Origin of the sequence: Candidatus Palauibacter sp. (assembly GCF_965222475.1) — a bacterium.
Taxonomy (GTDB): Bacteria; Gemmatimonadota; Gemmatimonadetes; order Palauibacterales; family Palauibacteraceae; genus Palauibacter.
On sequence record NZ_CBDCUB010000002.1, the window covers coordinates 509,817 to 532,495 of the forward strand.

Below are 22,679 nucleotides of genomic sequence, written 5' to 3' on the forward strand. Positions count from 1 at the left end.
CTCAAAGGCCTCCGAGTCGGGCGAGATGGTAGGTGGCGGCGGCGCCGATCACGCCGGCCATGCCCCCGAGTTCGCTGCTCACGATCCGGCAGGCCTCGGCCGCGGGCCGAAACGCCCGCTTTCGCACTTCGTTCCGGAGCGGATCGAACAGATGCTTCCCCGCCCTCGTGACCCCCCCGGAGACGACGATCATCTCCGGGTTCAGGATATTGATGAGGTTCGCGAGGCCGGTCCCCAGAAAGGCCGCGGTGTCCCGCATCACGTCAACGGCGTAGTCGTCTCCGGCCACGATCGCGTCCGACACGATCTCCGCCGTGACGGCCCGCAGATCGCCCCCCACCAGGTCGGGGATCAGGCTCGCGGCGCCCGCCTCGAGTCCCTCGAGCGCCCGGGCCGCGATGGCGGGCCCCGACGCGTAGGCCTCGAGACACCCGTAGTTCCCGCAGCCGCACTTTCTCCCCGTGAAGTCGATCGTCATGTGCCCGATCTCCGCGGCCACATCCGATGTCCCGTGGTAGAGTTCCCCGCCCAGCATGATCCCGCCGCCGATCCCCGTCCCGAGCGTAACCCCGACCAGATGGTCGACCCCGCGCCCCGCCCCCTGCCACCATTCGCCGAGCGTCGCCGCGTTGGCGTCGTTGTCGAGTTCCGCCTCCAGTCCGGTCGCCTTCACGATGAGGTCGCGGAGGGGAAAGTTCCTCCAGCCGAGGTTCGGCGTCTCGATCACGGTTCCGGCCTCGCGGTCCAGCGGTCCCGGGGATCCGAGTCCGATTCCGACGAAGGCGTCCTCCCCGAAACCCCCCTCGCGGGCCGCGTCGCGCTTGACCTCGAAGATCATCGACACGATCCGGTCGACGACGAACTTCGCGCCGACGTGCGCGTCGGTCGGGAGCGTGCGCATGCCGAGGACCGTGCCGCCGCCCACCGGCACCGCCCCCACCTTGATCGTCGTCCCCCCGAGGTCGACGCCGATGATGTAACGCCTGTCGCTCACGCTCTCGCCCACGTCCTCTCTCCGGGGTTCGGCGGGATTCCAACGCCCGGTCCGGGAAATGATAGACCGCCGAGCCGGCCCCCTCCAAGAGACCGACGCTTCGCGGCCGCGGGTCGGCGGTGCCCGCGGCTGTCAGTCGCCCTCGACCCGCAGCACGGCGAGGAAGGCCTCCTGGGGAACTTCGACGCTACCCAACTGCTTCATCCGCCGCTTCCCCTCGCGCTGTTTCTCGAGGAGCTTCCGCTTGCGCGTGATGTCGCCGCCGTAGCACTTGGCGGTCACGTTCTTCCGTAACGCCTTCACCGTCGTCCGCGCGATCACATCCCGCCCGATCGCCGCCTGAATCGCCACATCGAAGAGTTGCCGGGGGATGAGTTCCTTGAGCTTGCGGGCCATCTTCTGCCCGAACTCGTAGGCCCGGCTCCGGTGGACGATGACGCTCAGGGCATCCACCGGGTCACCGTTGAGCAGGATGTCCAGCTTCACGAGGTCCGACGGCTCGTGTCCGGAGATGTCGTAGTCGAGCGACGCATACCCGCGCGACACGGACTTCAGCTTGTCGTAGAAGTCCAGCACGATTTCGCCGAGCGGCATCGAATAGGCGATCTCCACCCGGGTGGGGTCCAGGTATTGGAGGTTGACGTACCGGCCGCGGCGGTTGTGGCAGATCCTCTGAATCGCCCCGATGTAGTCCGCCGGCGACACGACCCGGATCTGGACGAACGGCTCCCGGACCTCGGCGATGTGAACGCGCTCGGGCATCTTCGACGGGTTCTCGAGCCGGATCTCGTCTCCGTTCGTGAGGGTCAGTTCATACTCTACGCTGGGCAGCGTCGTGATGAGATCGACGCCGAACTCGCGCTCCAGCCTCTGCTGCACGATCTCCATGTGGAGGAGTCCGAGGAAGCCGCAGCGGAAACCGAACCCGAGCGCCCCCGATGTCTCGGGTTCGTAGTGGAGGCTGGCGTCGTTCAACTGGAGCTTCTCGAGCGCCTCCCGCAGCTCCTCGAAGTCGTCCGAGTCCATCGGGTAGAGCCCCGCGAACACCATCGGCTTCGCTTCCCGGTAGCCGGGGAGGACGTCCGGGGCCCGGTCGTCCGCGTCGAGGACCGTGTCCCCCACGCGGGTGTGCCCCACCTTCTTGATCTGCGCCGTGAGATAACCCACCTCGCCGCAGCCGAGGACGCCGGTCGGCTCGAAGCCGAGGCTCATGAAGCCGACCTCGTCGACCTCGTACACCGCGTCGTGCCGCCCGAACCCGATGCGCATGCCCTCGCGGAGGTGGCCGTCGACCACGCGCAGGATGGGGGTCGCTCCGCGGTAGCGGTCGTACTGCGAGTCGAAGATCAGCGCTCTGAGCGGTGCATCCGGATCTCCACCCGGAGCCGGCACGTGCTCGACGATGGCTTCGAGGACCGCGTCGATCCCCTCCCCCTCCTTCGCCGAGGCGCGGATCGCCGCGGCGGGATCGATCCCGAGCAACTCCGACACTTCCTCGCTCACCCGCTCCGGATCGGCCGCCGGGAGATCGATCTTGTTGATCACGGGAACCACCTCGAGGCCCGCTTCGACGGCCAGGAAGAGGTTCGCGAGCGTCTGCGCCTCGATGCCCTGCGTCGCGTCGACGACGAGCAGAGCGCCCTCGCACGCGGCCAGGCTCCGACTCACCTCGTAGGTGAAGTCGACGTGGCCCGGCGTGTCGATGAGGTTGAGTTGATACTCCTCCCCGTCGGGGTGCCGGTAGGACATGCGGATGGCGTTGAGCTTGATCGTGATCCCGCGTTCGCGCTCCAGCTCCATGGAATCGAGGACCTGCTTCCGCATCCTCCGGGGGTCCACCGCGCCCGTGCGCTCGAGCAGCCGGTCCGCCAGCGTCGACTTTCCGTGGTCGATGTGGGCGATGATGGAGAAGTTCCGGATCCGTCGCTGGTTCAAAGCTCCACCACCAGTCCGTCATGGGCGGGTTCGATGCCCGGTGGCACGCGGCGCACGATCTCGGCGTGGGTCGTTCGGTGCGCGATGTGCGTGAGGTACGTCCGCCCCGCCCCCAGTCGCCGCGCGGTGGCGACCGCCTCCTCGATCGAGAAGTGTCCGGGGTGCGGGTCCCCGAACCAGAGTGCGTTCATGATGAGGACGTCCACGCCCGCGAAGACTCCGACGGCATCCTCCGGTATCGATTTCGCGTCGATGAGCACGCCGAGCCCTCCCGTGCGGAAGCCGTAGCTGCGGTACACGCCGTGCGGGAGGGCGACGACCCGCAACTCGAGCCCGGCCGGCGCGATCACCTCGCGGTCCTCGAAGGTCCTGAGGTCGAGCTGCGGCACCGCCGATCCGGGCTGCGCCCTGCCGCCGCCCCAGATGTACGAGAAGCGCCGCCGGATCGCTGACTCGAACTCACGCGCCACGTAGAGGGGGATCGGGCCGCCACGGCGCAGGGAGAAGATGCGCAGGTCGTCGATCCCGTGCGTGTGGTCCGCGTGCTCGTGCGAGAGGAACACGGCGTCGATCCGGTCGACCTTCGCGCCGAGGAGCTGGACACGAAGTTCGGGGGGCGTGTCCACCAGGAGGCGGGCCTCCCCCGCTTCGATGAGGAGGCCGTGACGCGTGCGGCGGTCCCGCGGGTCCCGGGATCGACAGGTGGCGCAGCGGCAGCCGATCACCGGGACTCCGAACGAAGTACCGGTTCCGAGGAATCGGACTCTCACGGTCGGCCGTCAGCGCCGGAAGAGGCGGATCACAACTCTTCGACGCGCATCATGTTCGTCGTGCCGGGGACGTGAAACGGCACCCCCGCCGTCACCACGAAGCGCTGGCCCGGCTCGCCCATCCCGAGTTCGAGAGCCTCATGCCGCGCCTTGTCCAGCATGCTGGAGTAGCTGATCCCCCCGCGGAAGAGGACGGGCTGCACGCCCCAGACCAGCGCCAGCTGGTTGTAGGTCCTCCACTGGTCGGTGATCGCGAGGATGGGGACGGATGGCCGCTGCGCCGACACGATCCGGGCCGTATAGCCGCTCTGCGTGAAGGTGACGATGAACGGGGAGTCGACGCGCTCGACCGCGATCAGCGACGACGCGGCGATCGCCCCCGAGGTCGTCTGCTGGATCTGCGAGAGGCCCTGGACGTGCGTCCCGGCCCGGCCCGTCCGCCCCAGGCGTTCATGCTCGATGCGCCGGATGACCCGGTCCATGGTGCGCACGGCCTCGACCGGATACCCACCCATCGCCGTCTCCGCGGAGAGCATCACCGCATCGGTCCCATCCAGCAGCGCGTTCGCGACATCGGAGACTTCCGCCCGTGTGGGGCGGGGGCTCTCGATCATCGATTCCAGCATCTGCGTGGCCGTGATCACCGGGCGGGCGCGCTCCTGGGCGAGCCGAATGATCCGCTTCTGGATCATGGGGACTTCCTCGTACGGCAGTTCGACGCCGAGGTCGCCCCGGGCGACCATCACCGCGTCGCTCAGGGGCAGGATTTCCGCGAGATTCTCGAGCGCCTGCGACTTCTCGATCTTCGCGATGAGCAGGGACCCGCGGTCCATCTTCCGGCGCGTGGTCTCGAGATCCTCGGGCCTTCTCACGAAGCTGAGCGCCAGGTAGTCGAGCACGTGTTCGACGGAGAATTCGATGTCCGCGAGATCCTTCTCGGTGAGGGCGGGCGCGCCGACGCGCACGCCCGGCAGGTTGATCCCCTTCTGGGACTTCAGCACGCCGACGCTGAAGGCCCGCGCCGAGACCCAGGACGGGTCGTCGGCGGACACCTCCTTCACCACGAACTCGAAGTGGCCGTCGTCGAGGAGGATGCGGGTCCCGGGCTCCACCTCCTCGGACAACTCCGGGTAGGTGGTGGGAATCCGCCGGCCGGGCGGACTTTCCTCAGGGGGGTCTTCACCCTCGGGGAAGAACCAGTAGGTCTCTTCGGGCTCGATTTCGAGACGGCCGCCGGGGAGATCTCCGACCCGGATCTTGGGGCCCCCGAGGTCGCCGATGATCGCGACGGGGCGTCCGACATCCCGCGCCGCCTCCGAGACCTTCCGAACGACCCCGCCCGCACGAGAAGTCGGCAAGTGCGTGAAGTTGAGGCGGATCGCGTCCGTGCCGGCTTCGATCAACGGGTACAGCACGTCCCGTTCCCACGAAGCGGGGCCGATCGTGCTGACGATCTTCGCTCTTCGGAACCCTGCGCTCATCCGCGGCCCAGATCAGGTGGGAGGCCACGGTCCTATCCAGGCAGTCGGGCGACCTCCGAGAGGTTAGGTCGGTGGGCTACGATCCACTCGTGCATGTTCTGCAGTTGGCCGAGCGGGAGCCCCTCGAGGGACTGCACCTGCAAGCCGGGGATGATACAGGCGGCGGCCCGGCGGAGAAAGTAAGCGCGCTGCCGCCTTCGTTGTTCCGGGTTGAGGCTGGTGCCCCCGGGGATGTCCGGGATCGGCTCTATGAGTCGGCGGTAGCTGTAGACTTCGCGGGCGGAGAACTCGGAGGGGATCAGGTAGGCGTGCCCTTCGACTTCGAAGGTGCCGTCCGAAGAGATGGCAAGCCGAGATGCCATATCCAGTCTCCTTACGTCAAAGGCAGAGACGCAAAAGACCGTGTTGCCGGAAGGCATGGACAATCCTCTTCGATTCTCCCCACCCCAGCCACACGGTCCCCGGGCTTCCTGAGCATACTATATGCCGTTACCGGCTCTCGATGCAACCTCCGAGCACCCTCTCTCCCCGGCGCCGGCCCCGCCGGGGATCGTCGGGGTTCTCCCCGCCCCGGCGGAATATTTGACGCGCCTTCGCGCGGGTCGCTAGAATTGGGGGTTCACCCTGCCGGGGAGGAGGCGCACACTTGCAGTATACGCTACGCGACAACGAAGAACTCGACCGCGCACTGCGGAAGTTCCGCCGAAAGGTCCAGCGGGCCGGGATCTTCCGGGACATCAAGAAGCACCGGTTCTACGAGAAGCCGAGCGAGGCCCGTCGTCGCAAGATGAAGGCCGCGGAGCGACGGCGGCGGCGGCGGCGGCGGCGCCAGAAGGCCCGCAGCTAACCGCCCCGACCGCCCCGGGGCAAGCCTCCCTCACGGGTCACCCGGCGAACCGCCGCTCCACGTACCCGTCGAGAATCTGCAGAAACTCGTCCACGATTCCCTCGCCGCGCAGCGTCGAATGATGCTCGCCGTCCATGTAGACGGGCGCGGTCGGCGCCTCGGCGACGCCCGGCAGCGAGATCCCGAGGTCCGCGTGCTTCGACTCGCCCGGCCCGTTCACGACACACCCCATCACGGCCACCGAAAGCTCCTCGACTCCCGGATACCGGTCGCGCCACGCCGCGAGACGGTCCGCGATGTGCTGCTCCACATCGAGCGCCAGCTGCTGGAAGAAGGTGCTCGTCGTGCGGCCGCAGCCCGGGCACGCCGTCACCTGGGGCTTGAAGCTCCGCAGCTCCAGCGATTGCAGGAGTTGCTGCGCGATCCGCACTTCCTCCGTGCGGTCGGCGCCGGGCTCCGGCGTGAGCGAGACCCGGATCGTATCGCCGATCCCCTCCGAGAGGAGGATGGCGAGCGCGGCCGAGGAGGCGACCGTCCCCTTGCGCCCCATGCCCGCTTCGGTGAGCCCGAGATGCAGGGGGTAGTCGCAGCGTGACGCGAGTTCGCGGTACACGGTCGCGAGGTCCGGCACGCGCGACACCTTCGCGCTGAGGACGATGCGATCCGGTGCGAGGCCGAGGGCTTCGGCGGCTTCGGCCGAGCGGAGGGCGCTCTCGACGATGGCGTCGAGCGTCACGCGGTGGGCATCGCGCGGCTCGTCCCGCGCCGCGTTCTCGTCCATGAGGCGCGTCAGGAGGATCGGGTCCAGCGACCCCCAGTTGACCCCGATCCGCACCGGCTTTTCATGCTCGATCGCGCAGCGGACGATCGTCGCGAACTGCTCGTCCCGGCGCTTGCGTCCCACGTTGCCGGGATTGATGCGGAACTTGGCGAGGGCGCGGGCGCAGCCGGGATGGCCGGGCAGCAGGATGTGACCATTGAAGTGGAAGTCGCCGACCAGCGGGACATCGACGCCGCGGTCGGCGAGGCGCTCCGCAATCCGGGGTACGGCCGCGGCCGCGCGCGGCGTGTTCACCGTGATGCGGACGATCTCCGAGCCCGCCTCGTGCAGCTCCCGGACCTGCCGTGCGGTGGCGTCCACGTCCGCGGTTTCGGTGTTCGTCATCGACTGGACGACGATGGGGTGGGGCGCACCCACGGGAACGCCCCCGATATCGACCGGTGTCGTCGCACGACGTGACGTGGAGGGTGTGTTCAAGCGGCTCCCCCGCAGCGATGGAGTTCGTGCGTCGCGGGGCACCATCGCGGCGCTCCGGAGACGGGGGCGGAAAGGGCGCTCCCCGTCCCGGGTGAATCTACAACCGAACGGTCATCCGCACTCGCTGTGGCCGCAAGCGTAGCACTTCGCGCAGCCTCCTCGAACGCCAGGCTGCTGCCGCATTCCGAGCACACGCCGAGGAACATCCGGGCCGCCGACTCCTGGTAGCGCTCGATCACGGGGCGCTGCGCCGTCCGCGCGCCGCCGTTGGTGGTCGAAACCCAGAAGCACCGCTCCCCGCAAGGCCTAGTGTCGCTGGGAAACGATCCTTTTCGCGCGGCTGGCAGGAGCGGACGCGCAGGTCCGCGCACTCTCTCGTTGCGGCACCGCAGGCCCACTGTGGCTAACCCCAACATGTGGTGTGCTGCAGCGCTCCGGACTGGCAGCATCTAGCGCTTGGCGGCTTGCAGGGACGCGCCCGAAGCCTGTGCGGTGGCCCAGGCCGTCGGGATCGCCAGCGCACGCTTAGAGGGCTTCTATTCGTTTCAAATTCCTGCGGATCCCGGCTGAAACGGCCGAAATCGCCGTTTTCGCCCCGATCGTGGCGCAGCGCCGGCTACGAGTGCGAGCGCGTACAATCAACGCATGCAGGGGAGCGACGGCACCGCAGTCCTGATCTGGGACGAGATGGTCGACTCGGACCGCATGTGCCGCTATTACGGCTACCTAATGCAGCGCGCGGACCGGCTGGGCGACCTGCTGCAAGCCGGGGCAGGCGTCGCTGCCCTAGGCGGGCTCGCGGCGCTGCTGCCTCCCCTCCCTGAATGGCTGGCGCTGGCCTGCGGCGCCGTGGTGGGCTGCGCGGCCCTTGCCGTGGCGGCTCGCCGGTATGCGGTGCGCAGCGCCGAGATCTTCCGCCAGCTGCAACGGGTCCACCTGGAATGGAAGCATCTCTGGAACGGGGCTCGCTCCAGGCCGGACGCCGACATGGTGGCGGCGGCCAGGGCGCTCAGCGAGCGCCAGGGCGCCATTATCGATCGCGCGCCGCGCGAGCTGCCGCTTTCGCGCTCGCTCGCTTGCAGGAGCCAGCGCGAGGCGCGCGAGTACTGGAGGGGGGTCAGCGCCGAAGCCGCCGCCGAACCCGCCCCGCCGAGCGCCCCAGAAGTAGCAGCGCCGCCCCCTGCGCGAGAGGGATCGTTTTCGCGCGGCCACTACGGGCCGGGTTAACTCACGCGCCCCATGCAAGGTGGAACGCTACCGCGGGAGCTGCGTGTCGGCAGATGGGCGGCACAGGGCGAAAGCTGATCATGAAGGTGCCGGGCACGGCATGGGCCAGGTACCAGCGCCATTCCAGCCGGTCGATACAGCACTCCCGGCAGCGACAGCGCCCGTAGCTCAGCTCGATGAGTAGCCTCATTGGTCTTGGCGGGGCTCCACCAAGGCATACGCAACGCCTGCCGCCACCGCGGCCATCTTGAGGCTCTCCAGCCGTAGCGCCGTGGCTGTCTCCGCGGGGAATTCCGTGGACGCCAGCCACGCCATCGCCAACTGGCCGCCGCCGGTTCCGGCGGCAAACCAGCCCACGCCCCGCATCCGCCACCCGCGGCGTTGCACCTGCGACAAGATCCATTCCAGGCTCATGGATCCATCCTAGGCACCCCGGTGTAGTATGAGCTTCGCTGGATCTAGGCCTTGAGGACTTCCGTCCCGGAAACGATCGTTCTTGCGCGATCCCACAAGCGCTGCTGCGCAGCAGCGAGAGAGTTCTGTCACGCAGGCGTTCGAAGCCCATATTTCGTGGCTCAGGCGCTGCCCGGGCAGCTGGAAGACCGCAACGTGTTCACGCTGCGGGGGCAGTGCCCCATCCCCTACCCAAGGTTCCGGCGGAAAGGGGCCCGAGGGCCGTTCGATGTCGGCAGATGGGCTGCGGCGGCCGATGGACTAGTTGTCCTTTGCGTCGAGCGAGCGAGGCGGCAGCTCTAGCCGCGAGAACCCGCGCCGCGCCCCCCGAAGAAAGGCCGCTGCAGCACGCCGTCTCCAGCCCCATCCGTCCAGATCTCGTGCGAATCCGGCCCAGAGCGCGGCCAGTCACCCACATGCGTCGGCGACGTCGATCCACGCCATCCCCGCGCCTCCTTCCGCCCGGAGGCCCACGGATGCCGCCAGCACCGAGAGCCGACGCGCTTCGTCGGACAATGCCCGGAACTCGCGTGCGAGCCGGGGCTTGCCGCGCCAAGGACGCGGAGCCCGGCACGCTCGCCGGTCAGCCTCCAAGAGCTCGGTTCCGCGGCTGCACGCTCGCTCGAGGCCACTCCGCACGCGGCGGCCGTCATCCAGTAGCTGCAGCAGTTCGCGGACGCGATCAGCCATGCACTTCATGATGGGGCAAAACCGACTCCTTTTCGCGCGGGCCCATAGGCGCGCGCTGCTGCTGCCGCTGCGCTGTGCCGGACGGACGACCACGACGATGTCGGGTGCCGCCTAGAGCTCCATCACAGGAACCTCCGGAACACCAGCCGGCACGCGAATGGCTGCACTTGCCTCCCGGCGTCGAAGTCGATCACGAAGTCCCTGGCGGCCCGGGTCAGACTCGCCTGCCAGTCGATCTGGACGCCGCCGCAATCCGACGTGTCTCGAAAGGGATCCTTTTCGAGCAGACCCACAAGGAGAGAAATCTCCCTCCGCGCCGCTCGAATGTAGACTTGAACCTTGTACGAATGGCTCAAGTCTTGGGAGCCCTCGGTGCAAGGGAGGGGAACGGTGGTCCGGCCCCTGCTCGCTGCGTGTACCGTGGCCGCCTTGCTGCCGCCGGTCCTCCAGGGTCAGTCCCGTCCGGACGAGGTCCGTTTCCACGTGGGAACCGCAACCTTCTTCGAGGCGCGCCAGCACGTTACCGCCGGGGGTGCCTATCGCTTGTACTTCGGCAAGCGGGGCTGGGGCATCGAGCCCGAGTTCTCGGCAATGTTCGTGCCGGACCACACCGACAACATGGCCGCGTTGAGCGTCGTCAAGGATCTCTCACGACCGACAGCGAAACGGGTCTGGTACATGCTCATGGGGGGCGGCATGAACTACCAGACCGGAAGAACCCGCTCGTCCCGGCCGTATTGGGGGGCCCTGGCTTGGGGCCTCGGCATGAAGGCACGCGTCGGGAGGCGGTGGTACGTTGCCCCGCAGGTGCGCATCGGGGTCGAGCCCAACTTCCGCTTCTCCGTGTTTCTCGGGCGGAGAATGGGAAAGGCCGGCCAGTGAATCGGCGGACCCTCGGCCGCGGCGCGGCAGGATGGCTGCTGCTGGCCCTTGCGATTGCCCTTGCCGTATCGCCTGCTCAGGGGCAGGGCGGCAGGTTGCACGTTGCAGCGCACGGCGGATTTGCCCTCGGCCTCGAAGATTCACCTCCCTATGCAGCCTTGCGTGGGCTTTCCGTGTCTGCGCGCCCTGCCGCGCGGTGGCGGATCGGGGTGGAGTACATGGATGCGAACCTGTTTGGCCCGCATGAGAGCCACGAGGAGCGCGCGTGGATGCTCACGCCCGTGTTCGAGTACGTGTTTGCCTCTTCGGGACGGGTCCGGCCGTTCCTGTCGTTCGGGATCGGACTGACGCAGTGGCGGGCGCTCATCCCCGATTTCCGGAGCCCTGACTCCGACGAACTGGTGTACAGCTGGGACAGGCAGCACGGGTTCAACCTGGCGGGAGGCCTCGGCATCAGGATCTACATCACAGAGCGGCTCTACGTTGCCCCTGAAGCCCGTATCGGATTGATTCCGTTCCTGCGGACCTCAGTGGCCGCAGGGTACAGCTTCTTCTGAGCTCTCGCGTGCTGGGCCCGCCGAGTGCGGCAGGGATGCCCCCTGCGAGGCGAGGCAGTCTGGCAGCAGGCTGGCACGCGCTGCTGCGGTCAATTGCCAGGGACCGTTTCCACGAACTGCAGCTGGCGCTCGCACGGCTGGACTTCCGCGTGCAGCATTCTGCCGCTTCCTCGAGCCCGGGCCCAGATCGCACGCCGCCCGGAAGACGGGACTGTACCTGCCAGCCTAAAACTCCTCTTATCGAGGCCGCCCGGCCCCCGCCGCCGCTGCTTGACACGTCTGCTACCCGGGAAGCGCTTCTTCTGTCAACCTGCATTCGCAAGTCCGTTCAGAGGACTACGTTTGCCTGCCGGCAACTATCGAACCATCGACAAGGCGGCGCGCTTGGTACCCTCACAGAGATGCCCGCTCCGCTCGCCGCCACCGCTATCACCACAGGAGCCGAGGTGCTCAAGCAGGTAATCTCGAGCATGAAGGGGAAGTGGGTCAGGCGGACTGCTGCGGCAACAGCGGTCGTCCAGGCCCTGCGCACCACGCCGCGGCCTGGCGCCGCGCCCGATGTCGCTGTCAAGCTGCACGATGCACTCGAAGCCGTGCAATTCCTGATCGAACAGCCCGACAGTCCCGAGGGTCACGAGAAGCTTAGCGAGGCTTTGCAGGGTGCCTTGGACGCGATAAGGCTTACGGCACAGGACTTGAAAGCAGTTCGGGAACTAATTGAGAAAACCCGAGACGCAAGCGACCCCAAAAACCAGGCTGCCCGCCTTAGGGTCGCGCTGGCTGCTGTCGGAGATCCCGCGCTGGTCGCCGCTGAAGCCGCCCTGATCCGGCATCTCGACAAACTGCACGAAAACGAATGAGGCGAGGAAGCTGACGCGACACCGACCGAGTGATTAAGGGCAGCTGGCCTCCGATCGAGCCCCCGCCTCGACTCCCAGGATCACCGAAGGGGTAAGGCCCTCGAGGGGAAACGACAGGGCAGAGTGTCGTACCAACGATGTCCTAGTGCGGTGAGTCGCAATCATATTGCCGCATGGGATTATGGATAAGGTCCGGTCGAGAACTCTAACCAGACAGCGCCGTTGGCGGTTGACGCTCGTAGCACAGCTACGCTACTCTTCAGAGTGGATTCAAGCCTTGACCCGCACGATCGTGCGAACGGGAGAAAAAGCCATGCGAATAGTGTTCTTGATCGTTTTCATTACCCTCTTCTGGTTGGGACCCATCTCGGCGGTTGCTGAAACCCCCGGCGGCGGTGGGGAAGACGAACACCTCAATTCCTTTGCGGCCGATTGGAAAAACTTCATCGGTTTCTTTTCGGTGTTCGCGTTAGTGGCGTTAATCATCGAGAGAGCACTTTACCAGATCTTCGATTCGAAACTATGGATTCGCATCGAAGAAAAACTGGACGACCAGGTTGGTGGTGACTTCATGGACCTAAAGCCCTGGATTTCTGTGGCCATCTGCGTGGCTATCGCCCTTCACTTTGAAGTAGACCTCATCGCAAGGGTCCTTGAAAAGCCCGAAGACCCCCTTTCGATGGTATTGACCGGGCTATTCCTTGCTGGTGGGAGTACGGGAATCTACAAGTTCCTCAAGCGCGCGAGGAAAGTCAAGGATGCTGGAGCGACGGCTCAAGTTGCGAAGGTTGAACCCAGCCCACCCAACAAATAACTGTTCTTTCATGGGCCGGCGAACGCCGGTCCACGCACCATAAGTCGCTTGTTTGCAGGGATTTGTCACACAGCCACGCGTAGCGACTCGGCTGGCTCTCGACCGCATCCTCCAGATTCGCGAGCGGTCGCGTGCGACTAGGAATGGGACGCTGCCAGCGGCGGAGCGGCCGCCGACGTTCTCGGCAGTGACCGGGCCGGGGGCCCGGCAGGATGGGCCCCGGAATCGTCGATTTCGCCGCTGGCGAAGGATGCTTTGCGAGCGGTCCGCCCTGCCTAGGGGCAAGCGCCGGGCGCACTGCGGCCTCGCCCGCTGGGGCCTGGTGCACAATGAGGGCATGTCCGAGTTGCTCGACCCGCGCCCGGTGTTCACCATCGTGATGGGCTGCAACGGCGTCGGGAAGAGCGCCTGGAAGCGCAAGAACTACGACCTGCTGCCGGCGCGCTACTACGATCAGGACTCCGTTGCCGGTGGCCTGGGGGACTGGAACAGCGAGGAGGCCCGGGCTCGGACACGCGTGATCGTGGACGCTCAGATTGACGAGTCCATCCGGAAGCGGCTGGACTTCGGCATGGAAAGCACCTATTCCGGCCTGCCCGGGCGGGAGATGGTAGATCGCGTCATCCGCGCCGGCTATCGCGTCGAGGGGCTGTTCCTGGGAACGACCGACCCGGCCATCAATATCGAACGGATTGAGCATCGCGTGCTCGTCGGAACCGGCCACGAGGTGGATCGGAACCGGATCCCAACGCGCTGGAAGTACGCCCTATCGAACCTTCGCCGCACCGCGGAGCGGTTCGACCTGCTGCGAATCTTCGACAATTCCGACCATGACGAGCTCCGCCTGGCCACCCCCGTCGAGCAATGCCGGCTGCAGCGCGGCCGCGTCACCTGGCGAGCGACGGAACCCCGGGAGTGGTGCTCGGAGTGGCTCCGGGGACTAGTTCAGCGACAGGAGAGTCTGCGCCGCTTGGAGGCCAAGCGCCGCCGCGCGGCCGCCAGCAAACAGCCCCGCCGCCGCTCGGGGCGGGGAGCCGCTGCGCCCGGCCGATGATCCCGTCGGCGCCCCGCCGCGAGGCGACTACTCTTGACGGATCTCGCAGGCGCACTCGGCAGGGCAGTGCGCGGGCGCCCGGGCCAGCACGGCCGCGGCGACGGCCAGGATGCAGAACGCGACGACCATCAAGGCCAGGGCCAGCACGGCCGGGCCGAAGTCGTCGGCGGCGCGGCGGCGCCTCACTCGCGGGGACCTCTCCCTGCGCCCGGCATAATGACAATGAGGCCGAAGCGGCGGCGCTGCAGCGGAATGCGCTGAGCGGCGCCAGTCGACTCATCGTTCGAGCTCATGGATGTCAGGATACCCAGAACGGATCCATTCCGCGCCCGCGGCGTCAAGGTGCGCGGCACCACAGCGGGCGTAGCTCCTCGGGACTACGTCCGAGCCTGATCGAAGTCCCGCCCGCAGTTCGCTTTAGATCAATTGGCCTCCGCCGCGTCGCAACTGCCCGGCGCCCCGACGAGCCGCCCAGCGCTGAGCACCGCAAGGGCCACAAAGGCTGCGATGCAGACGTATTCCGGCATGGCGAGCCGCGGCGCAGGAGGCATGGTATCCGCCCGCCCCATGGCGCTGAGGGTACTAGAGAGGGGTGGTTTTCGACGGCGGCCGCCCTGGACTCCGCCCCCTTGGGCCGATGGCCTACAATGCACGCATGACCATCCCGGTCAGGGAGATTTCCGAGCCCCCCGCCACCCGCGAGGCCGCCTCCAGCCTGTACAGGACGGACTTCTATTCGTGGACCCGGCAGCAGTCGAGGGCCCTCCGCCGCCGCGATGTGGCGAGCATCGACTGGGACAATGTGATCGAGGAAATCGAATCCTTGGGCAGCGAGCAGGAACACAAATGGACGGGCCACGCAGCCCGCGCGATCGAGCACATGTTCAAGATCCTGCACTGGCCTGACCCGCCCGCCGCGACAGCGACGCACTGGCGGGACGAGGTCGAGGACCGCCGGGACGATATGGCCCTGACCATCAAGAGGAACCCGGCACTGCAGGGCAGGTATGACGAGATCCTCGAGGACGCCTGGCGTATCGGCCGCGGCTACGCTGCCAAGAAACTGACCCGGGCCACTGTCGCGGTAGAGGGTGAAGCCCGCCGCAAGTCTGCGCGCGGGGAGTGGCAGGCACGAATCCCGCAACAGTGCCCCTGGCCACTAAGGGAGATCCTGGGATATGACCCGGAGCCGCCGAAGAGCGCCCCCGCCCGCCACCATCGCCGTAAGGTCGGACCTCAACCGGATCCGGAAGTGTGGCCCGCCCCGGTGGCAAAGCGCTTGGCGGAGATCATCCGGCGCGCCGGCCGCGCCCCTGCATCCCGCCCGCGCCCCAGGCCCCGGCCCGCCGGCCGCTGGAGCCGCTGAGGCCCCGCCGCCGCTAGCGGCCGCCGTTCCCCGCGGAACCGTCGGGCCCCTGCTGGATCAGGCGGCTGATTACATCGTCCAGCGTGCCGCGCGGATCCACCTCGGCGCGGTACCGCCGCAGCAGGTCCTGGAGGATGTCCCGCTCGTAGTCGGTGATAGAAACGGTCATGCGGTGCGACCGCTCGCGACGACTCATCGCCGGCGATCCCGATTCGCAGGGGCTTGCATGCCTGCCCGGGAGGAGGGCCCCCGCCACGGATAGGGCACGACGAAGGTGCAGAACTGCAGGGCGAGGAGGATCAGCCCGATAGGGACGTGCCCCGCCGCGATACAGGCGGTAACGATCGCGTAGACCGCCGTGTCGTGCAGCAGTGGCTCCTCGGCCGCCGCCGGCAGGCCCGCGACCGCCACGACCCGCCCGTGTACCGTACGGATTGACATGCGATTAGGATACAGCGCGCCCGCTCTGGCCCTCGCTCAGAGCAGCCATTCGAGCAGCAGTTCCAGGCTCCCCGCGAAGAGTCCGATGCCCACCGCCGCCCGCACGATGGCCCTGCGAAGGCCTTGAAGTTCTGCCCGCAGCTCTTCGCATCCGTCCTTGGCCAAAACCTGTGCTGCCGAGTATTCTAGCGCCACGGCGGCCCGAACGGGGCCCGCGCCGCTTGGGACCGCCGGTCCCAGCGCCGGCGGCAGCCCAGCCCGCCAGATCCGGAGATCGTCGCTTAGGCGCGATCCTCGTAAGACGAATTTCCGCAAACGAGACGGAAATGCCCTGAAATCTACGATATCCGGCCGCCCCCGCCGCGAAAGGGATTCTAGTCGGCCGCGCCTGAGTGCCCTTGCGCCGTGAAGCCCGTGTCCCGGACCAAGACACGTTCCCCGGAGCGCGACACGACCTCAAGAATCCTCGTCGTGAACATGCGCCCTTGCTTCGTGCGGACTACGATGCGGCGCCCCGCGAGTTCGGGAGGCAGGATGCCGGGCGCGTCGTGGCGGGACCCCCAGGAGCCGTCGGGAAGGCGGGAGGGGATCCAGCCGGGCAGCGACGCGGCCGGTGAGGGAGCTTTTCCTGGCACTGCCTAGCAAGCCTTGATCTTACCTGGAGTGCTGTTCGACTCGGAATCCCTGGTGGTAACCGGGGCCTCGCCCGCGCATATTCTCGCCATGAAGGTCCGCGCCGCCCGGAAGCGTGACCTGGAGGACATAAAGCTGCTGGCCCGCGAGCTCGGCATCACAACAATGCGAGAGGTCCGCGAGATCCACCGCGCGGTGTCCCCGCACGACGGGATCCCGTGGCGCCAGGCCGGTCGAGTCGAACAGTGCCTCGAGGAACTGCGCCATGAACGGGAGCGATCCGCAGCCCCCCGCCGAAGAAGGGATCGCGGCGCCGGCTGCGGGCGCTGACCCCCGGCCGCCAGCGGCCGCGCCCGGCACTGGCAGCAAGAACCCCCGGAATCGTCCCGGATTGCGAGGAACTCCGCGCCCGGGCGTGTGTCGCTAGCGGCTGGGGCCGCTGCCCCTGCCCGGCCACCGCGCCGCTCGGCGCGGGCCGGGCGGAAGCGCGCGGCCGAAGCGGCGAGGCCTCGCTGGCCGTGACGCTGCGGGGGCGCGGGCCCCGGGGACCCGCTCCCTGGCCCGGACGCGGCCCACGGCGTGGGAGCGGTCGTCGGGATCGTCCAGCGCGGCCGCGCTGAGGCGCACGGCCCGCTCGCCCGGGCGGAGCCCGCCGGCGAAGCGGTGCCCCGGCACGGCGCGCAGGGCCTCGGCGGAAGTGCGCGCCTCGACCCGCTGCGTCCCGAGATAGGTGCGGTCGCGGGGACCCCCGTCGACCTCCGCGGAGACGTCGTAGTGGCGCCAGCCGCGCCGGGGCCCGCGCCGCAGGTCCCGCTCGACCAGCCGCTCCGCCCAGCAGAGGCCGTATTCCATGCCCCGGAAGCAATCGCCGCGCACGACGCCCAGCTCGGCGCCCTCCGGGTCCAAGACCCGGTTGCGGCCCTTCTCCTCGTCGCGCTCGAGGCGGTAGGCCCGGCCCACGGGGCGGGCCGCGGCGTCCACGGGCTGCAGCACCCGCGCCGTCAGGACGGGGCGCTCCCTGAAGACCGTCCGCTCCGGCCCGATCCGGAAGCGCGCCAGCCCGGCCCCCTCCCCGCGCCGCCGCATGTGGCCCGCCGCGTGCGGCGTCGCCCAGCCCCAGGCCCAGTTGCCCGAGCTGGCAACCGGGGCGCCCTGCGGGTCCTTGAGGTCGTGGCGGCCGCCGAGCTCGTCGTACTCGAGGCGGTAGGGGGCGCCCAGCGGGCGGTTGGCGGCATCCACGGGCTGCAGCTCCCCGGACTGTCACCTCGACAGCCTTGCTGGCCCACCGGCTCGGGCGGCCCGAACCGGACTCCGTCGAGGGGAGGGGCGGAGGCCTCGTCGCGCGCTGCCCGCCGCGGGTTCTCGTCTGCGATCGGCATGCCGAGAGCGTAGGCCAGAGCGTCCCTCCTGTCGAGCCCCCGGGGCGCTGCGGCCGCGCGGATCACCCAGTGCAAAGGGCCGAGCGGCGGCGGCGGCGCGGCCGCGAGGCCGCTCGAAAAGGGCGCTTTTCGAGCGGCTATGATAGGCGGCATGATGCAAGTTCGCGTTCTGGCGCTGGCAGCAGCGCTCACCGGGGCGATGACCGTCCCGCCGGAGACGCCGGCGTCGACCACGTTCTCGTTCCGGATCGTGCAGGACATCTACCCGAACGCCTCCGCGCTGCCGGACGGCAGGATCTACCTCACCACCGGCATGCTGGCCCATGTCGAGAACGAGGCGCAGCTGGCCATGGTGCTGGGCCACGAGATCGGCCACGTGACCGAGGAGCACGCGCTGGAGTCGCTGCGCAGGCAGCGCTCCGGCCAGCGCCGCAACAAGATCATCGGCGCGACCGCCGGGGCGGCGCTCGGGGGCCTGCTCGGCGGGAAGAAGGGCGGCGGCGCGGGCGCGGTGCAGGGCGCGGCGGCCGGCACCGCCGCCGGCGTGCTCGTCGCGGCGGTCATCAACTCCGTGATTCGCTCCAGGTACAGCCGGGAGCAGGAGAAGGCGGCCGACCGGATCGGCGCCGACCTCGCCCTCAAGCGGGGCTTCGACCCCGAGCAGGCCGCCCGGTTCTGGGAAATGCAGCACGAGCGCTTCGGCAGGCGGAGCCTCAGCACGAGGATCGAGCACTCGCTGTTCGGCTCCCACCCGCGGGACCGCGTGCGGGCCGAGGGCGTCAGGGAGCTGCTGGCCGGGGACCTGAAGGCGGCCATCGACGAGCGCCGGGCCGGGGACGGGCTCTCGACGGGAACGCCGCGCTTCGGCAGCGTGATCTCGGGCCTGATGCGCGACACCGGCGCCGTCATGGCGGAGCGCAGCGACCGCCACGACCTGGCGATCGGCCTGCTGGAGAAGGCGCGCAAGCACCGTCCCAACGACCCGCGGCTGCTGTGGGCGCTGGGGCGGACCTACCGCATGGTCGCCCGGAGCGAGGAGAAGCGGGCCGAGGCCGACAGCCTCCTGGCCATGGCGGCCGCGCAGGACAAGCGGCGCATCTACCCGGCCATCCACCGGGACATCGCCTACGCCGTGGCGAGCCAGTCGGAAGACTACGCTTCCGCGGCCGGGCACCTGAGGAAGTACGTGCTGGGGCATATCGGGGTGCACGGCCGGCTGCCGTCGGACATCGACGACGCGTACGACAAGCTGGTGCTGTTCGGCGACAACGAGTGGGTGCCGCCGGGGTTCGGCTGGGAAGCGGCCCCGCAGCCGCTGCAGGCCGCAAGCGCGGCCAGGCACCATCCGACGGTCTGGCACACGCCGGCGGATCTGGCGGCCTACGACGCCGCGCTGCAGGCGTCGACCCAGCAGATCGAGAATTCCTTCGGGGGCCCCTTGGTGGACCAGCAGGCGGATAGCGAATAGCGCCGCGCGCCGGCCGGGCACGGAACCGATCCTTTCCGCGCGGCGCCGCAAGCGAGTCTGGCGGATTCGGAGCGGCTCAGCGATTCCACGGGATCGAGGGTGATCGGCCCCGGCTGCGACTCCGGCCCTCGAGCCAGGCCCACGCGGTGTCGCGGGCGATCGCGCTGAGCTCGCGGCCTATCTCGCGAGCGTCCGCCTCGAGCTCGCCCACTCGCAGCAGCCCCTCCAGCGACAGCGTGCCGCGCGCGGGATCGCCTCGCGGGGGCGGCATTTCGAGGCGAAGCAGCCAGCCGCGGCCGCACAGGCGGTGGCCGATCTCCAGCTCCAGCCGGCCCGCTGACTCCCGCGCGCTCATCCAGTGGCCCTGGACCCCCACGAGCGTGGGGCGGCCGCTCCGCAGCGCCCGCGCCAGCCCCGCGCCGCAGGCGGCCAACGAGGCGGCGGCCGACGCCCCGCGCGGGCATTGCCAGCAGACGCCGGTCTGCAGGGTGGAGAGCGCCAGCGTGGCAGGGATCATGCGGCTACAGCGCCTCCAGCCGGGCCTCGACGGACTGCAGCTCGCCCCTGGCCAGCCGGATGCGCTCTCGCAGCCGGGAGGCCTTGGCGCGCAGCCGCTTGCGCTCGTAGAGCCGCGCGCGGCCCTCGGGACCGAGCCTGGCGAGGTAGCGCTTGTTCTGGCAGCCCTTGCAGACCCTGGGGCCGGGCCCCATCCAGCCGGGCCGCACAAATGTGCGCTCGCAGTCCTCGCAGGTGTATTCCAGGGCCATCGCCCGGCCCTCAGCCTACTGCACTGGCACGCGGATCCCAACGCCAGTGCAGTCGGCCGACCGCACTGGCTGCCGGCGTCCGGCCAGTGCGGCTCGAAATTGCCCGGCCAGGGAAAGTCATTGCCTGGGCGCGAGTCGCTAGCGACTGGGACCGCTGGCTCGCCGCGGCCCGCGTCCTGCGCCGCGAGGGCCGGGCGGAATCGCGCGGGCGAACGGGCGCCGCCGCAGAGGATTCCCCGCCCGTGACGCCGCGGGACCGCGTCCTGCGCCAACCGTCCCCGCCCTGTCTGCGGGCTCGGGCGGAGCCGGCCGCCCGCGCCCGGCGTGCCGCTCTCTGGGATGTACGCGGTACGCGGCGTAGGAGTAGTCGCCGGGATCGTCCAGAGCGATCGCGGTGAGGAGCACGTCCCGCCGCCCCGGGCCGAGCCCGGCTGCGAAGCGCCGCGCTGGTACGGCGCGCAGCGCCTCGGCGGAAGTGTGAGCCTCGACCTGCCGCGTGCCGAGGGTCGGCTGCAGGCGCCCGTCGACCCCCGCCTTGACCTCGTAGGCGCGGAGCCCGCGCCGGGGCCCGCGCCGCAGGTCCAGCTTGACGACCCGCTCGGCCCAGGCGCGGCCGCCGCCGTCCGCCTCGAAGCCCCTGGCGCGCACGACGCTCAGCTCGGACCCCCCGGGGCCCAGGACCCGCTGCTCGCCCTGCGTGAGGTCGCGCTCGAGGCGGTAGGCCCCGCCAACGGGACGGCCGGCGGCGTCCGCCGGCTGCAGCTCCCGCGCCGTCACGCCGGCGCCCTCGCTGGCGACTGTCTCGAGCGGCCCGACCCGGACGGTCGCCTGGGCGAGCTGCAGGCGCCGCCGCCCGCGCTCGGCGCGGTAGGCTCGCTCCCCGGCAGCCCACTCCGCCCGGATGCTCTCGTAGCGGTCCTGCTCGCGCCGGCGGTCGGCCGGGTCGATCTTCCCGTCGGCTGCCAGGTAGACACTGCGCTTGTGGCGCAGGCTGGCCTCGGCGAACTCGAGGGGCGGCGGCCAGTCGAGCCCCCGCTCCTCGAGGTCGGCGACGATCTCCTCGGGGGCCGCCGGGTCGGCCGGGTCCTTCCAGGCCGGGTCGAGGTCGTAGTGCAGGGCTCCCCCGATCGGGTGGCGGAGAGTCAGCGGGGTGAGGCTGCTCGCGTTCCTCGGCCTGTCGTCGGCGATCGGCATGCCGAGAGCGTAGCCCGGCCGCGCGCCGCTGTCCAGTGCCCGAGGCACCGCGGAAGGGGGAGCGCGGCCGCGGAGCACATCGCGCGGCTGGACGGCCATGCCGTGCCGGGGTGAGTTGGCGAGCCCCAGCGCTTTCTGGAGCGTCCCTGGGTCATCTCGCGCAATCCGGTGGCGGGGTTACTCGCCGATCCTCGAATAACCCTGCACGCCGGCGTCAATGGTTATTTCGGATCCGAAGCAACTCAATGCTCCGGAGAACCGTCTTTACCTGGCATGCCGACCGAACCGCTACCGCCGCCCCCGGCCAGCCGCTGTCGCGCTTAGCGGCCGGGGTCCCATCCGCGAGCCCGCGGCCCGCACACGTAGTATCTCGGCTCGAGCGGGCCGGCGAGCGCCCGGGCGATCTGCGGAATGCACTGCCGCAGGTGGCGCAGGGACGTGCCTCCGGCCTCCAGCACCAGGACCGGCAGGGGCGGATGCGGCTGCTGGTAGCGCATGCTCCTGTCCGCCGTCACCAGCACGTCAAAGCCGCCTGCTGCCGCGGCGCGCAGCAGCTCGCCGTTGGACATTCCCGCCCACTCCATCCAGTGCGCGGAGCGGACATCGAACCCGGTGGGGAACGACTGCGCCAGCCGGTAGTCCAGGTGCTCGTCCAGCAGCACCCTCACCCGCGCTCCCCGGCCAGCACGCGGCTGGCGAGGCGCAGCGCGGCGGCGGCCTGCTCGCGGCGAACCGTCGGTATGGCCTCGAGGAAGTCATCCAGGGACAGGCCGTCGGCGAGGTAATCGAACAGCGTGGCGATCGGCACGCGCGTGCCCTCGAAGCGCACGCGGCCCCAGCATGTGTCCGCGGTCTGCACCAGCGGCGCAGCGATCACGCCTTCCTTCGGCAGCTCCTGCCAGTCGCCCGGCTGGCCGCCTCCCGATTCCCTGCTAGCAGCGCTCATCGGTTCTCTCCTCCTGTCTGGCGCTCCTTGCGCACAGCATACAGCTCGCGATCCTCGACCTTGACTCCGAGCGCGCCGGCCAGGTGCCTCAGCGCGATTCGAATGACCCGAGTGGTTCCGTAGTCGCGCCTGGGCTCGGCCATCGGGCGGGCGGCGAGCGCCGCCGCGAGGCGCTCGATCAGGTCCACGTCCGCCTGGGTCTGGTACAGGCTGGTGCGCCTCATCGCCAACCTTCGCCGCCTAGGTAGACCAGTCCGTCAATGCGATCCTGCAAGTCGGCGCAGCCGGGACTGGTGTTCGCCTTGGCTCTTGCCATGACTACAGTACAGCATATTTGGTATGCTGTTGCAACTCGAAACGGCCCGCACTCTCCCCCGGAGCGCCTTCCCGGGCCCGTGTCGGCGAGATTCGCTGAAAGGCGCCCGACGAGGATCGCGCCCGAGAGCCTGTCGGTCGAATCTGACGGGTTACGGGCCCGCCGGACTTTCCGGCGCGCCCCTGCGGCATCCGATTCCTCCCCTGCCGCGAATTCCGGCCCTGCGCCCCCCCGGAGCCGACCCTCGGGGCCGGCCAGCGCCCCGCGCCGCTGTCCAGTGCCCGGGGCGCCGCGGAAGGGGGAGCGCGGCAGGACGGGCGCGCTTGGCGCGAAACGTCGCACGGCGG

29 protein-coding genes are annotated in these 22,679 nt (G+C 69.3%); 9 read left to right on the forward strand and 20 right to left on the reverse strand.

What is annotated here, in order from left to right; genetic code table 11:
* Nucleotide 1: 1 nt before the first annotated feature.
* The 5 genes from ACOQPP_RS07630 to ACOQPP_RS07650 all read right to left on the reverse strand — a co-directional run bounded on the left by ACOQPP_RS07630 (nucleotide 2) and on the right by ACOQPP_RS07650 (nucleotide 5,542).
* Nucleotides 2-994 carry an ROK family protein gene (locus tag ACOQPP_RS07630; protein WP_419164753.1) on the reverse strand — a complete coding sequence of 331 codons (993 nt, stop codon included), beginning with the start codon at nucleotides 992-994 and terminating at the stop codon, nucleotides 2-4.
* 132 nt (nucleotides 995-1,126) lie between these two features.
* Entirely contained in the window at nucleotides 1,127-2,929 is a 1,803-nt protein-coding gene (gene lepA, locus ACOQPP_RS07635) for a translation elongation factor 4 (protein ID WP_419164752.1), read from the reverse strand.
* Nucleotides 2,926-3,654: an MBL fold metallo-hydrolase gene (locus ACOQPP_RS07640; RefSeq protein ID WP_419164751.1), complete on the reverse strand. Its 729-nt coding sequence runs from the start codon at nucleotides 3,652-3,654 to the stop codon at nucleotides 2,926-2,928. The genes lepA and ACOQPP_RS07640 overlap by 4 nt, the downstream gene beginning before the upstream one ends.
* A 74-nt stretch (nucleotides 3,655-3,728) precedes the next feature.
* Nucleotides 3,729-5,180 carry a pyruvate kinase gene (gene pyk / locus ACOQPP_RS07645; protein ID WP_420636192.1) on the reverse strand — a complete coding sequence of 484 codons (1,452 nt, stop codon included), beginning with the start codon at nucleotides 5,178-5,180 and terminating at the stop codon, nucleotides 3,729-3,731.
* A 32-nt stretch (nucleotides 5,181-5,212) separates the two neighbouring features.
* Nucleotides 5,213-5,542, reverse strand: coding sequence for a hypothetical protein (locus ACOQPP_RS07650; protein ID WP_419164749.1), 330 nt, complete (start codon nucleotides 5,540-5,542; stop codon nucleotides 5,213-5,215).
* Between the two features lie 284 nt (nucleotides 5,543-5,826).
* Here ACOQPP_RS07650 and rpsU point away from each other — a divergent pair, with 284 nt between their 5' ends.
* Nucleotides 5,827-6,027 (forward strand): 30S ribosomal protein S21, encoded by a 201-nt coding sequence (rpsU, locus tag ACOQPP_RS07655; protein WP_419163569.1) that lies wholly within the window; start codon nucleotides 5,827-5,829, stop codon nucleotides 6,025-6,027.
* Nucleotides 6,028-6,064: 37 nt separating this feature from the next.
* Here the strand turns inward: rpsU and ispG are convergent, their stop codons facing one another.
* A complete protein-coding gene (ispG, locus tag ACOQPP_RS07660; protein ID WP_420636193.1) occupies nucleotides 6,065-7,330 on the reverse strand; it encodes a flavodoxin-dependent (E)-4-hydroxy-3-methylbut-2-enyl-diphosphate synthase in 1,266 nt (421 codons plus the stop codon).
* Nucleotides 7,331-7,930: 600 nt separating this feature from the next.
* On the opposite strand from ispG, the gene ACOQPP_RS07665 reads away from it, so the two are divergent.
* Nucleotides 7,931-8,512, forward strand: a complete 582-nt coding sequence (locus ACOQPP_RS07665) for a hypothetical protein (RefSeq protein WP_420636194.1) — start codon at nucleotides 7,931-7,933, stop codon at nucleotides 8,510-8,512.
* 186 nt (nucleotides 8,513-8,698) lie between these two features.
* Here the strand turns inward: ACOQPP_RS07665 and ACOQPP_RS07670 are convergent, their stop codons facing one another.
* Both ACOQPP_RS07670 and ACOQPP_RS07675 read right to left on the reverse strand, forming a co-directional pair.
* Nucleotides 8,699-8,926 carry a hypothetical protein gene (locus ACOQPP_RS07670; protein ID WP_420636195.1) on the reverse strand — a complete coding sequence of 76 codons (228 nt, stop codon included), beginning with the start codon at nucleotides 8,924-8,926 and terminating at the stop codon, nucleotides 8,699-8,701.
* A gap of 851 nt (nucleotides 8,927-9,777) precedes the next feature.
* Nucleotides 9,778-9,948 carry a hypothetical protein gene (locus ACOQPP_RS07675; RefSeq protein WP_420636196.1) on the reverse strand — a complete coding sequence of 57 codons (171 nt, stop codon included), beginning with the start codon at nucleotides 9,946-9,948 and terminating at the stop codon, nucleotides 9,778-9,780.
* A gap of 97 nt (nucleotides 9,949-10,045) precedes the next feature.
* Here ACOQPP_RS07675 and ACOQPP_RS07680 point away from each other — a divergent pair, with 97 nt between their 5' ends.
* The 5 genes from ACOQPP_RS07680 (at nucleotide 10,046) to ACOQPP_RS07700 (ending at nucleotide 13,822) form a co-directional block, all read left to right on the forward strand.
* Nucleotides 10,046-10,537 carry a hypothetical protein gene (locus tag ACOQPP_RS07680; protein ID WP_420636197.1) on the forward strand — a complete coding sequence of 164 codons (492 nt, stop codon included), beginning with the start codon at nucleotides 10,046-10,048 and terminating at the stop codon, nucleotides 10,535-10,537.
* 173 nt (nucleotides 10,538-10,710) lie between these two features.
* Nucleotides 10,711-11,094: a hypothetical protein gene (locus ACOQPP_RS07685; RefSeq protein WP_420636198.1), complete on the forward strand. Its 384-nt coding sequence runs from the start codon at nucleotides 10,711-10,713 to the stop codon at nucleotides 11,092-11,094.
* Between the two features lie 446 nt (nucleotides 11,095-11,540).
* On the forward strand, nucleotides 11,541-11,954 hold the full coding sequence (locus ACOQPP_RS07690) for a hypothetical protein (RefSeq protein WP_420636199.1): 414 nt from the start codon (nucleotides 11,541-11,543) through the stop codon (nucleotides 11,952-11,954).
* Between the two features lie 277 nt (nucleotides 11,955-12,231).
* Nucleotides 12,232-12,768, forward strand: coding sequence for a hypothetical protein (locus ACOQPP_RS07695; protein WP_420636200.1), 537 nt, complete (start codon nucleotides 12,232-12,234; stop codon nucleotides 12,766-12,768).
* Between the two features lie 346 nt (nucleotides 12,769-13,114).
* A complete protein-coding gene (locus ACOQPP_RS07700) occupies nucleotides 13,115-13,822 on the forward strand; it encodes a hypothetical protein (protein WP_420636201.1) in 708 nt (235 codons plus the stop codon).
* Nucleotides 13,823-13,849: 27 nt separating this feature from the next.
* Here ACOQPP_RS07700 and ACOQPP_RS07705 read toward each other — a convergent pair whose 3' ends face one another.
* Nucleotides 13,850-14,008, reverse strand: coding sequence for a hypothetical protein (locus ACOQPP_RS07705; RefSeq protein ID WP_420636202.1), 159 nt, complete (start codon nucleotides 14,006-14,008; stop codon nucleotides 13,850-13,852).
* Nucleotides 14,009-14,477: 469 nt separating this feature from the next.
* Here ACOQPP_RS07705 and ACOQPP_RS07710 point away from each other — a divergent pair, with 469 nt between their 5' ends.
* A complete protein-coding gene (locus ACOQPP_RS07710) occupies nucleotides 14,478-15,188 on the forward strand; it encodes a DUF29 domain-containing protein (RefSeq protein ID WP_420636203.1) in 711 nt (236 codons plus the stop codon).
* 13 nt (nucleotides 15,189-15,201) lie between these two features.
* Here ACOQPP_RS07710 and ACOQPP_RS07715 read toward each other — a convergent pair whose 3' ends face one another.
* The 5 genes from ACOQPP_RS07715 to ACOQPP_RS07735 form a co-directional block, all read right to left on the reverse strand.
* Complete coding sequence (locus tag ACOQPP_RS07715) at nucleotides 15,202-15,384, reverse strand: hypothetical protein (protein WP_420636204.1); 183 nt, start codon at nucleotides 15,382-15,384, stop codon at nucleotides 15,202-15,204.
* Nucleotides 15,381-15,629 (reverse strand): hypothetical protein, encoded by a 249-nt coding sequence (locus ACOQPP_RS07720; RefSeq protein WP_420636205.1) that lies wholly within the window; start codon nucleotides 15,627-15,629, stop codon nucleotides 15,381-15,383. Before ACOQPP_RS07720 ends, ACOQPP_RS07715 begins: the two co-directional genes overlap by 4 nt.
* 36 nt (nucleotides 15,630-15,665) lie before the next feature.
* Nucleotides 15,666-15,794 (reverse strand): hypothetical protein, encoded by a 129-nt coding sequence (locus tag ACOQPP_RS07725; protein ID WP_420636206.1) that lies wholly within the window; start codon nucleotides 15,792-15,794, stop codon nucleotides 15,666-15,668.
* Nucleotides 15,795-16,283: 489 nt separating this feature from the next.
* Nucleotides 16,284-16,529, reverse strand: coding sequence for a hypothetical protein (locus ACOQPP_RS07730; protein WP_420636207.1), 246 nt, complete (start codon nucleotides 16,527-16,529; stop codon nucleotides 16,284-16,286).
* A 156-nt stretch (nucleotides 16,530-16,685) separates the two neighbouring features.
* Nucleotides 16,686-17,501, reverse strand: coding sequence for a hypothetical protein (locus tag ACOQPP_RS07735; RefSeq protein WP_420636208.1), 816 nt, complete (start codon nucleotides 17,499-17,501; stop codon nucleotides 16,686-16,688).
* A gap of 291 nt (nucleotides 17,502-17,792) precedes the next feature.
* On the opposite strand from ACOQPP_RS07735, the gene ACOQPP_RS07740 reads away from it, so the two are divergent.
* On the forward strand, nucleotides 17,793-19,109 hold the full coding sequence (locus ACOQPP_RS07740) for a M48 family metalloprotease (RefSeq protein ID WP_420636209.1): 1,317 nt from the start codon (nucleotides 17,793-17,795) through the stop codon (nucleotides 19,107-19,109).
* 76 nt (nucleotides 19,110-19,185) lie between these two features.
* On the opposite strand, the gene ACOQPP_RS07745 is transcribed toward ACOQPP_RS07740, so the two are convergent.
* The 6 genes from ACOQPP_RS07745 to ACOQPP_RS07770 all read right to left on the reverse strand — a co-directional run bounded on the left by ACOQPP_RS07745 (nucleotide 19,186) and on the right by ACOQPP_RS07770 (nucleotide 22,240).
* On the reverse strand, nucleotides 19,186-19,626 hold the full coding sequence (locus ACOQPP_RS07745) for a hypothetical protein (RefSeq protein WP_420636210.1): 441 nt from the start codon (nucleotides 19,624-19,626) through the stop codon (nucleotides 19,186-19,188).
* 4 nt (nucleotides 19,627-19,630) lie between these two features.
* Nucleotides 19,631-19,876 (reverse strand): hypothetical protein, encoded by a 246-nt coding sequence (locus tag ACOQPP_RS07750; RefSeq protein WP_420636211.1) that lies wholly within the window; start codon nucleotides 19,874-19,876, stop codon nucleotides 19,631-19,633.
* A gap of 138 nt (nucleotides 19,877-20,014) precedes the next feature.
* On the reverse strand, nucleotides 20,015-21,070 hold the full coding sequence (locus ACOQPP_RS07755) for a hypothetical protein (RefSeq protein ID WP_420636212.1): 1,056 nt from the start codon (nucleotides 21,068-21,070) through the stop codon (nucleotides 20,015-20,017).
* 320 nt (nucleotides 21,071-21,390) lie between these two features.
* On the reverse strand, nucleotides 21,391-21,738 hold the full coding sequence (locus tag ACOQPP_RS07760) for a hypothetical protein (RefSeq protein WP_420636213.1): 348 nt from the start codon (nucleotides 21,736-21,738) through the stop codon (nucleotides 21,391-21,393).
* Entirely contained in the window at nucleotides 21,735-22,016 is a 282-nt protein-coding gene (locus ACOQPP_RS07765; RefSeq protein ID WP_420636214.1) for a DUF433 domain-containing protein, read from the reverse strand. Before ACOQPP_RS07765 ends, ACOQPP_RS07760 begins: the two co-directional genes overlap by 4 nt.
* Entirely contained in the window at nucleotides 22,013-22,240 is a 228-nt protein-coding gene (locus tag ACOQPP_RS07770) for a hypothetical protein (protein WP_420636215.1), read from the reverse strand. The genes ACOQPP_RS07765 and ACOQPP_RS07770 overlap by 4 nt, the downstream gene beginning before the upstream one ends.
* Nucleotides 22,241-22,679 lie beyond the last annotated feature (439 nt).

Bases quoted from the DNA above. Each gene is read 5' to 3' on its own strand.
- ACOQPP_RS07745 (WP_420636210.1), bottom strand. From the start codon at position 19,626: ATGATCCCTGCCACGCTGGCGCTCTCCACCCTGCAGACCGGCGTCTGC.
- ACOQPP_RS07755 (WP_420636212.1), bottom strand. From the start codon at position 21,070: ATGCCGATCGCCGACGACAGGCCGAGGAACGCGAGCAGCCTCACCCCG.
- ACOQPP_RS07650 (WP_419164749.1), bottom strand. From the start codon at position 5,542: ATGGCATCTCGGCTTGCCATCTCTTCGGACGGCACCTTCGAAGTCGAA.
- ACOQPP_RS07740 (WP_420636209.1), top strand. From the start codon at position 17,793: ATGATGCAAGTTCGCGTTCTGGCGCTGGCAGCAGCGCTCACCGGGGCG.
- ACOQPP_RS07720 (WP_420636205.1), bottom strand. From the start codon at position 15,629: ATGTCAATCCGTACGGTACACGGGCGGGTCGTGGCGGTCGCGGGCCTG.
- ACOQPP_RS07665 (WP_420636194.1), top strand. From the start codon at position 7,931: ATGCAGGGGAGCGACGGCACCGCAGTCCTGATCTGGGACGAGATGGTC.
- ACOQPP_RS07710 (WP_420636203.1), top strand. From the start codon at position 14,478: ATGACCATCCCGGTCAGGGAGATTTCCGAGCCCCCCGCCACCCGCGAG.
- ACOQPP_RS07715 (WP_420636204.1), bottom strand. From the start codon at position 15,384: ATGAGTCGTCGCGAGCGGTCGCACCGCATGACCGTTTCTATCACCGAC.
- ACOQPP_RS07770 (WP_420636215.1), bottom strand. From the start codon at position 22,240: ATGAGGCGCACCAGCCTGTACCAGACCCAGGCGGACGTGGACCTGATC.
- ispG (WP_420636193.1), bottom strand. From the start codon at position 7,330: ATGGTGCCCCGCGACGCACGAACTCCATCGCTGCGGGGGAGCCGCTTG.
- ACOQPP_RS07670 (WP_420636195.1), bottom strand. From the start codon at position 8,926: ATGAGCCTGGAATGGATCTTGTCGCAGGTGCAACGCCGCGGGTGGCGG.
- ACOQPP_RS07750 (WP_420636211.1), bottom strand. From the start codon at position 19,876: ATGGCCCTGGAATACACCTGCGAGGACTGCGAGCGCACATTTGTGCGG.
- pyk (WP_420636192.1), bottom strand. From the start codon at position 5,180: ATGAGCGCAGGGTTCCGAAGAGCGAAGATCGTCAGCACGATCGGCCCC.
- ACOQPP_RS07765 (WP_420636214.1), bottom strand. From the start codon at position 22,016: ATGAGCGCTGCTAGCAGGGAATCGGGAGGCGGCCAGCCGGGCGACTGG.
- ACOQPP_RS07730 (WP_420636207.1), bottom strand. From the start codon at position 16,529: ATGGCGCAGTTCCTCGAGGCACTGTTCGACTCGACCGGCCTGGCGCCA.